Here is a 13,977-nt window from a genome sequence, read left to right as displayed (position 1 = left end):
GAGGGCGGCATTTCAGGCTATGTGAGCCTGAATACACAGGCCACTGACCCTAAGAGCCACACCCTCGTCGAATCTCTTCTACTTGATTCCCAGCGCTACCGCTACCTGCTAAATTCCGATGGTAGACCCTAATTAGGGCTTATCTACCGTGTGCGCGCCATGGACGTGAACACGGCCGTGGACGACTTCGACGTGATGATCGCCATGCACGGGAGTGGGTTGCGCGCGGGGAGGTAGCTATGCGCGAGATGCGCGTCTGCCGGCTGGGTAGCTTACTGGCTCAACACCCAGCGCGCCACTTCGTCGTGGCGCGCGAACCAGACGCCGGGAAAGCCTTTCATGTAAGTGAGGATTTTCTCCAGCATGGCCGACATCATTGGCCGGCCGCCGAAGTGGGCGTGGACCGTCAGGTTGATCAACGATGGTGTTTCGCTGTGGTAGAGAAAATCGAAGGTGTCTTTGTAAACGTCATGAAAAATCCGCGGGCTTGAGCGCAGGGTGCGGTTGTCGGTGAAGTCGCTATGGGCGAGGGCGACTAATTTTCCCTTCCCAGTTTCGAGGACATAGGGCAAGTCGGTGTCGTTGTAATCGCCGTGCCAGATAAAGCCCTGCTCGGCGAGAAAGCCGGCGGTGTTAACCGTGGGCGCGGCGACGGGGCTGAACCAGCCGACGGGGCGCACGCCGACCGTTTTTTCGATGATTCCCGCGCAGCGCGCGATCACTTCCTTCTCTTCTGCGGGCTCGAGATAAGGCAGAATCAAATCCTGCGTGTACGAGTGGCCAGCGATTTCATGACCGCGCTTGTGCAATGCTTTCACCGCATCCGGATAGAGTTCGGCACCTTTGGCGTTCAGGCAAACCGTTGCTTTAATTTCGGTTTGATCGAGGATGCGCATGAAGCGCCAGATGCCGGTCTTGCCGCCGTACTCGGACCAGGAGATCGCCAGTAGATCCGGCGTGCCGGGTTTCAACGATGTCGTCATCGGCGAATAGGGCGGCGCTTTTCCTTCCGACCAGACTTCGAACATGATGGTGACTAGCACGGCGATCTTTTTGTTGTCGGGCCAAGCGGAAATGGTGGGTTGCATGAAATTGCTCCGTGACGTGGATTGTGACAAATTTCAAAGCATAGCTCGGTCTGTATATGGAACTCCTGCCAATCGCAATTGATCGACCTAGTTTCGCTGTGCTCCGCCGGGCTGACAGGACAATTCTACTTGATTGTTTGGACCCAGCGACCGTCTTGGTAAGCGAAACGTCCCATCGCGCTGCCGTCGGGGCGCAGGCCGAACTGATTGGTGAAAACCGGTTTATTCAAAGACAAGCGCAAAGCATATTCGCACACGAAGCCCGGGGCTCAGGACCAACATGCCAAGGCGGAGCCGCTGTACCGGCGGGCGCTGGCGATTCGCGAGAAAATCCTGGGGCCGGCGAGTTTAAGCGCGCTGAGGATTTACGAGAAGACATTGGGCCCAAACCACATGCAAGTCGCAAAAGGGCTCAACAATCACGCAGAACTCTATCGATCGCTTGCGTTTTATAGAGTCGCGCCAGATTGCCAAGGGTCGTCGCGAAGCTTGGGTGATTTAACCCGTAGGCCTTTTCTTCAATCCCAAGTGATCTGTGATAAAGCCGCGCCGCCTCGCTCTAGCGTTGTTGCTTCTCATAGACATCGGCCAAATCGTTGAGGCTGGTGGCGACGCTGGCATGAAAGGGCCCTAAAGTTTTCTCGAAGATAACTAGCGCTTCGCGATACAACGGCTCGGCCTTGGCATGGAGATCCTGGGACTGATAGAGCAGCGCCAGATTATTGAGCGCGGCCGCCACGTTGGCATGATTGGCGCTAGATTTTCCGGAAGGGTTACTAACTTTCCCTATGTGAATAGCCCGGGCTTGGGAACTTTCGCCGCCGCCCAACCGTTGTGCCAATTGATGGACACGGTCCTTGCCCTTCGCTACTATGACCGGGTGCTTTTCCGGGATCGCAACCAGTCGAAGGAATCAGAGAGTTTTGCCGCTGAGCTGCTCGGCCACCTCGATCACTTGTACCGGGTGGCGTCTCATCTGGCGAAGGACCGCGACCGAGCGAATGAGTGCGTACAAGAGACGGTTTTAAGGGCGCTCAACGCGCGCCAGCAGTTCGAGCCGGGCACCAATATGAAAGCCTGGCTGACCAAGATCCTGCATAATTTTTTCATCGACTCGTACAACCGGGTTAAGAACATAATCCCCATCGAGCCTCATAAGGCCGCGATTGAAAGCGGCGCCGAGTACTGGGATAACCTCGCAACACATGAGCCGGGGCCTGACTCGCATTTTCTCCAAGCTGAGCTGAGGGACGAGATTCGCACAGCCCTGCAAAAGATTCCGGAGGAATTTCGCGCGCCGATTGTGCTCGTCGATATGGGCGATTTTTCCTATGTTGAAGCGGCGGAGATCCTGTCCTGCCCGGTGGGCACGATTCGTTCACGGTTGTCGCGCGGGCGGCGCCTGCTTTACAGGCACCTAAAAAACTATGTGTCGGCTGATGGGAAGTAGACCGCTATGCGATGCGACGAAGCCCAAGAATTGATCACCGCCCTTGCCGACGGCGAGCTAGCGGCTGCCGAAGAGACGGAACTGGCCAATCACCTGCGCGAATGTCGCAACTGCGAGACCGCGCGCGCCATCGAATTCAGATTGAAAGAGCAAACCCGCAGTGCAGCCGAAGGACTCACGGCACCGAGGGATTTGCAGCAACGGCTCTCGGCGCTGGTGCAATACGCGACCACGCAAACAGCGACGCAGCCGCCCGTGCATTGGTGGAACTCAACCCGTTGGCGAGTTGCCTTCGCGACCGCCGCCGTGGTTTTGGGCATTCTGCCGTTTCTCTACTACGGCCCTAAGCAAGAGAACCTAGTTGCACCCACCGTCATGAACACTTATCGCAAAGCACTGGGCAACCAGATCGCGTTCGTACAAGCGCAGGATGGCGATGAGGTCGTCAAGCAACTGGTGCAAGCCGTTGGCGGCAAGTTCAAACCAATGGGTTACGATCTGACGATGCTAAAGTTAAAACCCGCCAGGGGTGCGATCGTCACGATGGCAACCCGTCCCATCCAGGTCGTTGTTTACAGCGGCGAGGGCCCGGAGATTCTATGCTTTACCTTCCTGGGGGACGAACATGACGCGCCGCGCGAGGCCAACCTATTCTTCGATCCGGAAAAGAAAATGAACTTCCACATGTTCTCACAGGACGGGGTTAACGCCGTGTTGCACCGAGAAGGCGGCGTGATTTGCATCTTTGCATCAAAGCGCCCGATGGAAGAATTGCTTAACGTCGCGCGCGCGAAAGCGCGGCATGCCTAGCGGCACGGCCGCTGTTTCGGGTTTCGGGTTCACAGTTTCGGGTTAGGATTCCCCAAACACTTCCTACTTGCTTAACCCGACTTATGGCACCGACGACAACCCGAAACTCGCAACTCGCAACCCGAAACAGCAGCCGCCTATGCGGCTGCAGCGGCTGCAATTGACAACCCACCCGCCATCCCATACATTTCCCACGTCCACCTCTGAGCGGGCGTAATTCAGCGGTAGAATGCCAGCTTCCCAAGCTGGACGTCACGGGTTCGATCCCCGTCGCCCGCTCCAATTTTTCTCATCACTCTAAATTCGACCGTTTCAGCGGGACGATTTTCGAACTTGCTTCGTTCTATGGTTAGGCGATAGAAGAGCTCAGCGGTCATTTGAATCTGCGATCGAACGTGCGCCTAAGTTGTGTGAGGAAGTCATCATGTTAACCAGCGCGGAGAATGATTTGTTAACCAAAGTTGGACCGGGAGAGCCGGCGGGCGAGTTGTTGCGCCGCTATTGGCTGCCGGTTGGCGTGGCTAGCGAGCTGACGGCGGAGAAACCGACACAGATTGTGCGCATCTTGGGCGAAACCTTGGTGTTGTTTCGCACGCGCAACGGCGCAGTCGGTTTGATCGAGGACCGTTGCGCGCATCGCGGCGCGTCGCTCTGTTATGGGCGGGTGGAAGAGCGCGGCATCGCCTGCGCCTATCACGGCTGGCTGTATAATCTAAAAGGCAACTGTCTGGAAACGCCCGCGGAGCCGGCCGAGAGCAAGTTTCATCTCACGGTCAAGCAGAAAGCCTATCCCGTGCAAAAAGTCTGCGGCTTGTATTGGGCCTATCTCGGCCCGGCGCCGGCGCCGCTGCTACCCAACTTTGACATTTGGTTTCGCCAAGACGGGCGACGAAAAATATTCATTCAGCCGCAGCTCGACTGCAACTGGGTTCAGGCGATGGAAAATTCCATGGACCCGGCGCACCTGATGATTCTCCATCAAGAAACCGCCGAGCCGGACCGCCACCCGGAAAACAGCACCCGCGGGTTTACCGACGAGGTCGATCGTTTCGATTTCTTTGAAATACCCTATGGCTTAATGAAGCGGCGCACTTACAAAAACGGCATGATCGACGAGCATCCGGTGATTTTTCCGAACATCTTGCGCCAGGGCAACGCCGGTCAGATACGCGTGCCGATCGACGATACTCACACGAAGATCTTTTTCGTGCGGTTTTTCCCCTCGCCAGATGGCACGATCGTTGAAGGTGACGAGCCGCCGGTGATTTACATTCCGCCCTACAAAAACCCACCGGACCAGCTGCATCCATTCACGCGCTTTCGCATGGACGCTGTGCAGTCGCAGGATCATATGGCCTGGGAGACCCAGGGACCGATCGCCGACCGCACCCATGAGCGGCTCACCTCATCGGACCGCGGTGTCGTCATGCTGCGCGAAGTGATGCTGCGCGAGATACAACGCATGCAAGCGGGGCATGATCCGAAGGGTGTCATACGGGACGCGCAGCAGAATGCGGCGATGGTTGATACCCATCTCACCAAGACCATCGAACAATTCGGTCAGGTTGGCGCCGACGCAGCGGTCAATGCCTAGGCCGTGAGCACGCAATTTTATGACCTTGTGAGAACTTCGGGGTTGACGACATGGATTGGGCTGCCCGCGAGATAGGTGAGAATCTGTTGAACTACAAGTTCATAGTGCACTTCGTAGGTTGCCGCCGTGACGAAGCCCAAATGCGGCGTACAAATGGCGTTGGGCAGCCGCACTAACGGATGGTTTGCGTCGAGTAGCGGTTCGTCATCGTAGACGTCGACCGCCGCCATGCCCGGCCGCCCGGCGCGCAACGCTGAGACCAAAGCACCATCTTCGATCAGCTTTGAGCGGCTGGTGTTGACGAGTAGCGCGCTTGGCTTCATGCGCCCGAGATCGGCGGCGGTGATGATGCCGCGGGTTTCACGCACCACCGGCAGATGCAGACTGACGATGTCCGACTCGGGAAAAAACATAGCGCGGCCGGGCGCGACTTCATAACCCGCAGCCCGCGCGCGCTCAAGCGACGCGCCGCGGCCCCAACACAGAATGCGCGCGCCAAAGGCCTGGCCAATATTCGCGACGATCGAGCCGATACCGCCGAGGGCATAAATGCCCAGGGTCTTGCCATAGACATCGGCGCCCAGGGTCGACTGCCAACGCCCGGCGCGGACGTTGTTCACCTCCTCCGGAATGTGGCGCAACGCCGCCAAGATCAAGGCCCAAGCAAGCTCGGCCGTCGAGTGCGGCCGCCCCTTGCCGCCAGCGCAGACAAGAATGCCGCGCTCGGTACAAGCCTTGAGATCGATATGCGCCGTGACCCGGCCGGTCTGACTGATGAGCCGTAAACGTGGCAAGCAATCAAGCAGATCGCGCTTGATCCACGAACGCTGCTGCGTCAGCACCAAACATTCGGCGTCGCCGATGCGTGCCGCAAGCCGCACCGGATCTTTCTCGGTGTCGGTAAACACGATGACTGCATGGCCGGCCAACTTGTCGTAACAAGACATGCGCCGCAAGGCGTCCTGATAGTCATCGATAACAACGATTTTCATCCGGCAATGATAACGGAATGCGCCGCGTCGGCAAACTGAGGTTGCCAACGCCGGATCAAGTCAACGCCAACGCTGCGGCAAACAAGAGTTGGTTATCGACAAAGAGGGAGTAACGTAGTTTGAGTGATTTGTTGGTGCCGGAGGCGGGACTTGAACCCGCACAGGGTTGCCCCTACCGGATTTTGAGTCCGGCGCGTCTGCCATTCCACCACTCCGGCACTTGCGGGCGGAGACGAAAAATTAACTTGTTTTCTTGTTTTGCGCAAGCAAGGAAAAGGGTTTCGACTGAGTCTCGGCAAAGACTAGAAAAGAATTTTCCAGCATTCCTGTAAAGAGCTGACCGCCAGCAACTGCGGGTGTTTGATTTGCTTGAGCTGGGCGGCATTGCTCGCCGGTAATACGCAGCGCTCGAAGCCGAGCTTGCCGGCTTCTTTGACGCGGGCTTCAGCCTGGGAGATGGCGCGAATCTCGCCTGCGAGACCGACTTCACCAAAGAAAACTGTCCGCCCATCGAGCACTTCCTCCTTCGCGCTCGATGCGATGGCCGCGATGATACCTAGATCGACAGCGGGCTCTTCGACGTGCACGCCACCGGCGACGTTGACGAAAATATCTTGATCGAAGAGTTTTGCACCCATTTTCTTTTCCAACACCGCGACCAGCAGTGCCACGCGATTGTGGTCGACGCCAATGGTCGTGCGCCGCGGCACGGCGAGAAACGATCTCGTGACCAGCGCTTGCAATTCGATCAAGATCGGCCGCGTGCCTTCCATGCTGCAGACGACGGCGGAGCCGGGCACTTGCAGCGGCCGCTCCATGAGAAAGATTTCGGATGGGTTGTTGACCTCGGCCAGGCCGGTTTCTTTCATTTCAAAAACACCGATTTCGTTAGTTGATCCGAAGCGGTTTTTGACGGCGCGAAGAATTCTGAAGCTATGGCCGCGGTCGCCTTCGAAGTAGAGTACGGTATCGACCATGTGTTCGAGCAATCGCGGGCCGGCAATGGCGCCGTCTTTGGTCACATGGCCGATCAGAAACGTCGTCAAGCCGGTTTTTTTTGCGAGCACGATGATCGAACCGGAAGTTTCGCGCACCTGGGCGATACTCCCGGGGGCGGACGGTATCGTTGTCGAGAAAATCGTCTGCACGGAATCGATAACGAGCAGACCTGGCTTGATCTTCTTGATGTGTTCGAGGATGCGCTCCAGTGAGGTCTCGCTGACGACGAGGAGATTGGGCGCGTCGATGCCGAGCCGCTCGGCGCGCATCTTGATTTGCCGCTGCGACTCTTCGCCGGAGACGTAGAGACAGGTAATACTTTTGCGGCTGACGGCGGCGAAAGCTTGCAGCAGAAGAGTCGACTTGCCGATGCCAGGATCACCGCCAATCAAAATTACCGAGCCCGGCACCAACCCGCCGCCGAGCACACGATCGAACTCGCCGATGCCCGAGAGCACGCGGCCTTCTTCGGATGTATCGATATCACCGATCGCCGCCGGCGCTTCTTTGGTGCCGAGACTTAGCTCAGCACGAGGCGTGGCGGCTTTTTCGAAATGCTCCTCGGCAAACGTGTTCCACTGATTGCAGTCGGGACATTTGCCGAGCCACTTGGGCGACTGAAACCCGCAGCTTTGGCAGGCGAAGATGGTTTTGGCTTTGGCCATTTTGCGATTATTCTGAGGGCCGCCCCATCCTGCGGCGGGGCGACTTTTTCAACAACGCTATACCTTTAGTCGTTATGCGATAACGTTGATTAATACTACGTGGTTTGTTTGGACTGGTCATTTCTACAAAACCCAAGGCAATCAGGTGTGCGAGAGCTTTTTTGAAGTTGCCGGTTCGTGTCGAGTATCCTAAGCGTCGTAGGAGCTCCGGCGGCCGTTGAGGCTCGCCCGCGCAAGCAGCGAGCATTTTTGCTTCCAATCTTGTTAGGGGAACATGGGCCTCAACATGGGCCTCAACATGGGCCTTAGGGTATTGACCTACGGATTTCGGAAAAAAAGTGACGGTGAAGAAACCTGTTGTCTTGAATTGCGGGTCCGGAGAACCATGTTTTTTGGCCTCGTCGCGCATGCGCTTGATGCCTGTACCGGCCTTCTCGATAAATTCGATTCTATGCAACAAGTCGGCAAGCAGCGGATTGCGCCGCACGCTGCGGTGGCCCAAGTCGGAGGCCAACATCCCATTAGGAAGACCGCCAGGGTTCGACACCTCAATGCGGTCGCTATAAATTTCCACGAAAACGTTGGCACCCTCGTTGAACCAGTCGCGATGCATCACCGCATTAGTAACAGCTTCGCGCAGCGCAGCCATCGGATATTCGGGTATCTCTTCGCGGCGCAACCGTTCTATGCGATAGGCGACCCGCGTATTGCGTTCGACAAAACGCAGAGCGTCTTCAATATCGGCAACGATACCTCCATCAAAGTCCTTGCGGTCAAGAATATCTACTTTGTCTGAACCCCGCGCGAGTAAACAAGTGATGTAGGCTTGAGAGAAAAACCGCCGCACATTCTTGGCAAACATAAGAACACCGGCGTTGCGAAATAGAAGCTTGCCAGCCGAGCGCTCTGCCGCTTCGATGTTTACCAAAACGTCTTCTGTGCGCGGTCGGCCGCTGATGCCGCTCATCTTTAGCCACGTATTGTACTTCTGGCGGTCGAAGTCCGCTGGATAGCGAAACCGCGTGCAGGGCGAAAGGTCAAATCGGACCGAGCCTTGGACGCGAAAAAAATCCCGAATCTCGTCGCGTGCAAGCTTCTGCGTAACCGCGCCCTGTCGCCAGAAGAAGCCTTCACTACACTGAACGGGCTTGGCCTCTCTTTCTCGTAAGCGGATCACGATCACCTTGCCAACGGGCTCCACGGTCACTTGCAGAGGCGGGTCGCAATTGCGCGCGAGGTCGTGAACCCGCGCTCGCAGTCCATTGGAGTCTTTCATCCCGACGATGCTACCGTCGTCGCGCACGCCAAGCAGAACCTTGCCTCCAACGGTGTTGGCGAAGGCCACCAGCTCGCGAGTCAAGGATGGTGAAAGGCTCTCCTTGAACTCTAACGTGGTGCCTTCGCCTTCTTGGACGAGAATGTTGAGATCGGCGGTTTTCATCGAAAGATTGAGCGGGTGTCATCCTCCGGGCTAATTTAGCTCCTTCCTTGATTTTGTTCGACAGGCCCCGTTTCGGCTGACGGTATACCCCAGCCACGCGCCATTTCGGCAATCCGTTCTACGCTGCCACCGGGCTTGGCGTGAATGATGAGGATTTCGTCCGATAGCGCGGCGACAAACTCGTTGCGCTTGCGCGCCGTTTCTCTGTCAGGACGGCGCGGCTTTTCGAAACAAGACACGAGCAAAAGCCGGCCAGAGTCTAGTGCCGTCTGCCAATCGGCTGGAATGCGCGTGGTCTGAGTCAGCGCCCGCAACAGACACACGACAATCGGTTGCGTTCCACCCAGCAGAATTCGCAAACATTCCTTCTCGACCGGGGAGTGAAAGCCGCTGATGACGGTTACACTGTCGTCCACGAGCTTTTGCGCCAGAAGGCGCGCTCGCGACAAAGTTTCGTCCGGGCAGCTCGTTGAACAGAACAAAGCGGTCTTGGGCCGCGCGAGCAGCGCCGCGTCGCCCATCAGTGAGAGCATGTTGGGAGCGCGCTCACCCAGACGTTGGCGCAGAATTGGCGGATAAGAACTATCAGGGGACTTGATAATCACTGAATTCATTTACGTAACCGCGCGTCCATGGATTTACAGCGAAAAGTGCAATGGCCCTGTGCTGCTGTCGTCGCGCGCCCCGCGAGCGTTTCAATCCGTCTCATTCTATCTTCCTAAAACACCCAAACTTTGCCGCTTTTACAAGGACAACGCATAGGGGTCAACACTTTTGGCCTATTGCCGAGACATAGAGCTCGGCATGGCGAGTAAACTGACGAACGGCGCCATGTCATGAGCTGGGCTGAATCCTTTTCGCTTCTACTCAACGATGTGACAATTGCGTAGTTGCGCAATTGCGCAACAATGTCGGAGCACATCGACGTGGTTGAGGGCAATCGGTCATTGCCTGTAAGCCGTGGCTCGATGCCGAACTGGCGGCGTTAAAGTCGAAGATTGTCGTTTGTATGGGCTCTACCGCGACGAGCTGGAGCGGGAGTATCTGCGATTTGCCAAGGAGATGAAGCTTGTTAGTAGGAAGCTGCGGAGCTTATGAGCTCAGCGCGGCCACCGTCTATCTAAAGTGGCTCCACGCCAATTGTCTCGACAGCGTCGAGACAATGGTTTTTCAGGAACGGCGAATCGCAACATGTGACGGAGCGACTTCTCGGAAAAACCACGCCCAAATTCGGGTGCTAATTGTCTCGACAGTGCCGAGACAATCTCGCTGCCTTACTCGGCGCGCTTCTCTTTGAGAATCTCACGTTTAATACGATTGCCTACCTCCCAATAAAGCAGGGTTAATCCTACGTTGACGGCCTGAGCTGTTCGCTCACGCCTTCTGGCAATCAACTGGCGCAATTCTGCAACTAACTCTTTCGAATCGCCTGTTGCGACTCGCAGAGATCGCGCACGAGAAACTTCGCGCTTGCTCAAACTCTATTCCTCTTTCTATCCAGACGCTTATCACCTGGTTTGGATCAATTGCACCTATTTTGATTGATAACCACCGTGTTAATTTTCGCCGATTCTATGGACATGACGCCGAGAGAGCAAGGTGCCGAAGGGATTTTCATGACCCTTCGACAAGCTCGCCGCGAACGGTTAGATTGTACACGCTCCAATGGAAACGGGTTTTCTTCAGACCGAGCTGCAAAAGCTGCGTGACGCGGGCCTCTACCGTTCGCTGCGTCGCGTCGACGGCGATCAGGGGCCGACCCTTGTCCTCGACGGGCGCGAGGTCATCAACTTTTCTTCGAATAACTATCTTGGCATTGCCAATCATCCGACGCTTTGTGCTGCGGCGAAGGAAGCGATCGATCGCTATGGCTGCGGCTCGGGTGCTTCGCGTTTGATCTCCGGCAACATGACTTTGCACGAGGAGCTGGAGGCGAAGCTCGCGGCTTTCAAAGGCACGGAAGCAGCCCTGGTGTTTAACTCCGGCTTTCAAGCCAACACCGGGATGCTTTCGACTCTTGCGGGTGATGGCGACGTGATTTTCAGCGACTCGCTCAATCACGCTAGCATCATCGATGGTTGCCGGCTTTCGCGGGCCAAGACCACAGTCTATGGTCATTGCGATCTGGACCAACTGGAGTCCGGGCTCAAACAAGCAAATGGCGCAAGACGCAAACTGATCATCACGGAATCGATCTTCAGTATGGATGGCGATGAAGCTCCGCTTGTCGGTATCGTCGAACTAGCGGAGAAGCACGGGGCGGCGGTGATGGTCGATGAGGCCCATGGCACCGGTGTTTTCGGCAGCAACGGCGCAGGGGTTGTGGCGAAACTAGGATTGGGCTCTCGCGTTCTCGTGCAGATGGGCACGCTCGGTAAAGCGTTGGGTGGTTTCGGTGCTTATGTGGCGGGTTCAAAGGCGCTGCGCGAATTATTAATCAATCGTTGCCGTAGTTTCATATTCACGACTTCGCTGCCGCCGGCGGTGATGGCGATGGCGCTCGCTGCGCTCGACGTCGTGCAGCGGGAGCCGGAGCGGCGCGCAGTGCTCCTGCGCAACTGCCAAAAGTTGAAACAGGGCTTGGCTCAACTGGGCTTTCAATTGGGAGAGAGTGAGAGTTCCATCTTGCCATTGATCGTCGGGGATGCCTCGCGCTGCATGGACTTCTCAGCGGCGCTGCTCGCGCAGGGCGTATTCGCGCAGGGGATTCGGCCGCCGACGGTGCCGGCGGGAACTTCACGTTTGCGCATTACTTGTATGGCGACCCATACGGACGAGCAGGTCGATCGCGCGCTTAGCGCATTCAAAAACGCAAAATAAACGACGCTTGTTACGGATCAAAGGATTTGACCAACGGATGGCGACGGCTACTTATCGCGACAAGTTAAAACAACTGGATCACCAGTATCTTTGGCATCCTTTCACCCAGATGCAGGAGTGGATGGGCGAGGAGCCGGTTATCGTCAGTCAGGGCGAAGGCCATTTTTTGTTCGACGTCGAAGGACGGAAGTATCTCGATGGCGTGTCGTCCCTCTGGTGCAACGTTCACGGGCACAAGAAAAAAGAAATCGATGACGCGATCAGAGCGCAGCTCGACCGCATCGCCCATTCGACGTTTCTCGGTTTGAGCCACGTGCCGGGCATCCAGCTGGCGCAGAAGTTGGTCGAGCTGGCGCCAAAAGGATTGCAGCGGGTGTTTTACTCCGACAGCGGCGCCACCGCCGTCGAGATTGGGCTCAAGATGGCGGTGCAGTATTGGCAGTTGAAAGGCCAACCGCAGCGCACGCAGATTGCCACGCTCGCAGAGTCGTATCATGGCGACACCGTCGGCTCGATGAGTCTCGGCTACTCGGAGACGTTTCATCGGCATCACAAAAGTTTGCTTTTCCCTGTGACACGCTTAACGCCGCCCCATGTGTTTCGCTACTACGAAGGCATGGATGAAGCTACGGCCCTCGAAGCGGCGATCGCGGACGCCAAGGACAAACTCTACGCGCAAGCACAAAACTTCGCGGCGCTGATCATGGAGCCGCTGATGCAAGGCGCCGCCGGCATGTGGGCGCAGCCGGTGGGCTACGTCCGAGCGATGGCTGATTTGTCTCGGGAGCACGGCTTTCTCTTGATTCTCGACGAAGTCGCGACCGGCTTTGGCCGCACTGGGGAAATGTTTGCTTGCGAGCACGCGGGCGTCACGCCGGATATTCTCTGCATGGCCAAGGGCATTACCGGGGGCTACTTGCCGCTGGCTGCGACGCTGAGCAGCGAAGAAATCTTTTCGGCTTTTCTCGGCGAGTACAAAGATTTCAAAACATTTTCCCATGGCCATACTTACACGGGCAATCCGCTCGGCTGCGCGGCGGCGCTGGCGAATTTGGAATTGTTCGAGCGCGATTCCGTGTTGGACCAGATGCGGCCGCGTATTTCCATGATCGGCCAACGGTTAGAAACTGAGTTTGCAAAGATGGCGCATGTCAGCGACGTGCGGCAGTGGGGCTACATGGCCGGCATCGAGCTGGTTGAAGACAAAGCATACCGCAAAACTTACCTGCCGGAAAAAAGAATCGGCCACAAAGTCATCCTCGAAGCGCGCAAACGCGGCGTGATCGTGCGGCCGCTCGGTGATATCATTATTCTCATGCCGCCGTTGTCGATGGCCGACAACGAATTAACCATGCTGCTCGACGCGGTGCACGACTCGATCGGCGCGGTAACTGGAAGCTAATGGGCGGCGCACTTTTTATCACGGGCACCGACACCGGGGTCGGGAAAACGTTTTTTACTTGCGCCCTGGCGGCGTATCTCAAAGCGAGCGGTTACAAAGTCGGCGTGATGAAGCCGGCGGAGACCGGCTGCATCGATCAAGGCGGCCAGTTGTACGCCGAAGATGCTGAATTCCTCCAGCAGGCTTCAGGCAGCGAGCAACCGATCGAGCAAGTTTGCCCGTACCGTTTGCCGGAGCCATTGGCGCCGAGCATTGCCGCCGAGCGCGCCGGCGTGGAGATTAGCATCGACCATTTGCTCAACTGTCTTGATGACATCAAATCGGCGCATGACATTACCTTGGTCGAGGGTGCGGGTGGGCTGCTGGTGCCGCTGCTGCCGAGCTACACGTTTGCCGACTTCGCGGGCGTTGCGAAGCTACCGTTGATCGTAGTCGCGGCGAACAAGTTGGGTGCGATCAATCATTTGCTGCTGACGCTCGAACAGGCGAGCTACAAAGGGTTGTTGACGGTTGGCTATGTGTTGAATCAGCTTGAAAGCGAGCCGTCGCTGGCAGCGCAGACCAATCGCGAGGTGTTGGCGGGCTTGACCGGCGTGCGCTGTTTGGGGGAGGTGCCTTTTGTTTCGCCGGTTGGTTCCGATGAAGCGCAAATCCTCGAGCTTTTTGAAAGGGAGCTCGATCTCCGGGCCATCGATTCGGTGCTGAAAAAGTAACGC

14 protein-coding genes, 2 tRNA genes and 1 pseudogene are annotated in these 13,977 nt (G+C 56.9%); 9 read left to right on the top strand and 8 right to left on the bottom strand.

The annotated features are described in order from the left end of the window. Positions 1 to 272: 272 nt before the first annotated feature. On the bottom strand, positions 273 to 1,088 hold the full coding sequence (locus tag FJ145_10990; protein MBM4261941.1) for a polysaccharide deacetylase: 816 nt from the start codon (positions 1,086 to 1,088) through the stop codon (positions 273 to 275). A gap of 207 nt (positions 1,089 to 1,295) precedes the next feature. On the opposite strand from FJ145_10990, the pseudogene FJ145_10985 reads away from it, so the two are divergent. Further along, positions 1,296 to 1,529 (top strand): annotated as a pseudogene (locus FJ145_10985) (tetratricopeptide repeat protein). 118 nt (positions 1,530 to 1,647) lie between these two features. On the opposite strand, the gene FJ145_10980 reads toward FJ145_10985, so the two are convergent. Next, the gene (locus FJ145_10980) at positions 1,648 to 1,992 is read right to left on the bottom strand and encodes a tetratricopeptide repeat protein (protein MBM4261940.1); all 345 of its coding nucleotides are present in this window, start codon (positions 1,990 to 1,992) and stop codon (positions 1,648 to 1,650) included. Between FJ145_10980 and FJ145_10975 the strand changes: the two genes are divergently transcribed. From FJ145_10975 to FJ145_10960, 4 genes are all read left to right on the top strand, one after another. Next, positions 1,774 to 2,538, top strand: a complete 765-nt coding sequence (locus FJ145_10975) for a sigma-70 family RNA polymerase sigma factor (protein MBM4261939.1) — start codon at positions 1,774 to 1,776, stop codon at positions 2,536 to 2,538. The two genes, FJ145_10980 and FJ145_10975, sit on opposite strands and share 219 nt — an antisense overlap. Positions 2,539 to 2,544: 6 nt before the next feature. Continuing rightward, complete coding sequence (locus FJ145_10970; GenBank protein ID MBM4261938.1) at positions 2,545 to 3,348, top strand: hypothetical protein; 804 nt, start codon at positions 2,545 to 2,547, stop codon at positions 3,346 to 3,348. Between the two features lie 207 nt (positions 3,349 to 3,555). Beyond that, positions 3,556 to 3,630, top strand: a tRNA-Gly gene (locus FJ145_10965). A gap of 142 nt (positions 3,631 to 3,772) precedes the next feature. After that, positions 3,773 to 4,942: a Rieske 2Fe-2S domain-containing protein gene (locus tag FJ145_10960; GenBank protein MBM4261937.1), complete on the top strand. Its 1,170-nt coding sequence runs from the start codon at positions 3,773 to 3,775 to the stop codon at positions 4,940 to 4,942. 17 nt (positions 4,943 to 4,959) lie between these two features. On the opposite strand, the gene FJ145_10955 is transcribed toward FJ145_10960, so the two are convergent. From FJ145_10955 to FJ145_10935, 5 genes are all read right to left on the bottom strand, one after another. After that, the gene (locus FJ145_10955; GenBank protein ID MBM4261936.1) at positions 4,960 to 5,934 is read right to left on the bottom strand and encodes a D-2-hydroxyacid dehydrogenase family protein; all 975 of its coding nucleotides are present in this window, start codon (positions 5,932 to 5,934) and stop codon (positions 4,960 to 4,962) included. Between the two features lie 132 nt (positions 5,935 to 6,066). Then, positions 6,067 to 6,152 (bottom strand) — tRNA-Leu (locus FJ145_10950). Between the two features lie 84 nt (positions 6,153 to 6,236). Beyond that, entirely contained in the window at positions 6,237 to 7,598 is a 1,362-nt protein-coding gene (radA, locus tag FJ145_10945; GenBank protein ID MBM4261935.1) for a DNA repair protein RadA, read from the bottom strand. Positions 7,599 to 7,605: 7 nt separating this feature from the next. Continuing rightward, positions 7,606 to 9,039, bottom strand: a complete 1,434-nt coding sequence (locus tag FJ145_10940) for a transcriptional regulator (GenBank protein MBM4261934.1) — start codon at positions 9,037 to 9,039, stop codon at positions 7,606 to 7,608. A gap of 35 nt (positions 9,040 to 9,074) precedes the next feature. Then, positions 9,075 to 9,653 (bottom strand): hypothetical protein, encoded by a 579-nt coding sequence (locus FJ145_10935; protein ID MBM4261933.1) that lies wholly within the window; start codon positions 9,651 to 9,653, stop codon positions 9,075 to 9,077. A gap of 332 nt (positions 9,654 to 9,985) precedes the next feature. Between FJ145_10935 and FJ145_10930 the strand changes: the two genes are divergently transcribed. After that, on the top strand, positions 9,986 to 10,105 hold the full coding sequence (locus FJ145_10930; protein ID MBM4261932.1) for a hypothetical protein: 120 nt from the start codon (positions 9,986 to 9,988) through the stop codon (positions 10,103 to 10,105). Between the two features lie 208 nt (positions 10,106 to 10,313). Here FJ145_10930 and FJ145_10925 read toward each other — a convergent pair whose 3' ends face one another. Beyond that, positions 10,314 to 10,517: a DUF1016 domain-containing protein gene (locus FJ145_10925; protein MBM4261931.1), complete on the bottom strand. Its 204-nt coding sequence runs from the start codon at positions 10,515 to 10,517 to the stop codon at positions 10,314 to 10,316. A gap of 187 nt (positions 10,518 to 10,704) precedes the next feature. On the opposite strand from FJ145_10925, the gene bioF reads away from it, so the two are divergent. From bioF to bioD, 3 genes are read left to right on the top strand one after another with little or no spacing between them, the layout of a single operon-like run. Beyond that, a complete protein-coding gene (gene bioF, locus FJ145_10920) occupies positions 10,705 to 11,859 on the top strand; it encodes an 8-amino-7-oxononanoate synthase (protein MBM4261930.1) in 1,155 nt (384 codons plus the stop codon). A 37-nt stretch (positions 11,860 to 11,896) separates the two neighbouring features. Next, positions 11,897 to 13,261 carry an adenosylmethionine--8-amino-7-oxononanoate transaminase gene (bioA, locus tag FJ145_10915; protein ID MBM4261929.1) on the top strand — a complete coding sequence of 455 codons (1,365 nt, stop codon included), beginning with the start codon at positions 11,897 to 11,899 and terminating at the stop codon, positions 13,259 to 13,261. Beyond that, entirely contained in the window at positions 13,261 to 13,974 is a 714-nt protein-coding gene (gene bioD / locus FJ145_10910) for a dethiobiotin synthase (GenBank protein MBM4261928.1), read from the top strand. The genes bioA and bioD overlap by 1 nt, the downstream gene beginning before the upstream one ends. Positions 13,975 to 13,977: the final 3 nt, after the last annotated feature.

This window comes from Deltaproteobacteria bacterium (assembly GCA_016874755.1).
In the GTDB taxonomy this organism is placed as follows: Bacteria; Desulfobacterota; Binatia; order UBA9968; family UBA9968; genus DP-20.
The sequence above is the reverse complement of the archived record's forward strand: the minus strand, read 5'-3'. Positions and strand labels throughout refer to the sequence as shown.

What these genes read in the sequence shown, in the direction of transcription:
- FJ145_10990 (MBM4261941.1), bottom strand. Translation starts at nt 1,088, where the DNA reads ATGCAACCCACCATTTCCGCTTGGCCCGACAACAAAAAGATCGCCGTG.
- FJ145_10975 (MBM4261939.1), top strand. Translation starts at nt 1,774, where the DNA reads ATGGAGATCCTGGGACTGATAGAGCAGCGCCAGATTATTGAGCGCGGC.
- FJ145_10970 (MBM4261938.1), top strand. Translation starts at nt 2,545, where the DNA reads ATGCGATGCGACGAAGCCCAAGAATTGATCACCGCCCTTGCCGACGGC.
- FJ145_10960 (MBM4261937.1), top strand. Translation starts at nt 3,773, where the DNA reads ATGTTAACCAGCGCGGAGAATGATTTGTTAACCAAAGTTGGACCGGGA.
- FJ145_10955 (MBM4261936.1), bottom strand. Translation starts at nt 5,934, where the DNA reads ATGAAAATCGTTGTTATCGATGACTATCAGGACGCCTTGCGGCGCATG.
- radA (MBM4261935.1), bottom strand. Translation starts at nt 7,598, where the DNA reads ATGGCCAAAGCCAAAACCATCTTCGCCTGCCAAAGCTGCGGGTTTCAG.
- FJ145_10940 (MBM4261934.1), bottom strand. Translation starts at nt 9,039, where the DNA reads ATGAAAACCGCCGATCTCAACATTCTCGTCCAAGAAGGCGAAGGCACC.
- FJ145_10935 (MBM4261933.1), bottom strand. Translation starts at nt 9,653, where the DNA reads ATGAATTCAGTGATTATCAAGTCCCCTGATAGTTCTTATCCGCCAATT.
- bioF (MBM4261930.1), top strand. Translation starts at nt 10,705, where the DNA reads ATGGAAACGGGTTTTCTTCAGACCGAGCTGCAAAAGCTGCGTGACGCG.
- bioA (MBM4261929.1), top strand. Translation starts at nt 11,897, where the DNA reads ATGGCGACGGCTACTTATCGCGACAAGTTAAAACAACTGGATCACCAG.
- bioD (MBM4261928.1), top strand. Translation starts at nt 13,261, where the DNA reads ATGGGCGGCGCACTTTTTATCACGGGCACCGACACCGGGGTCGGGAAA.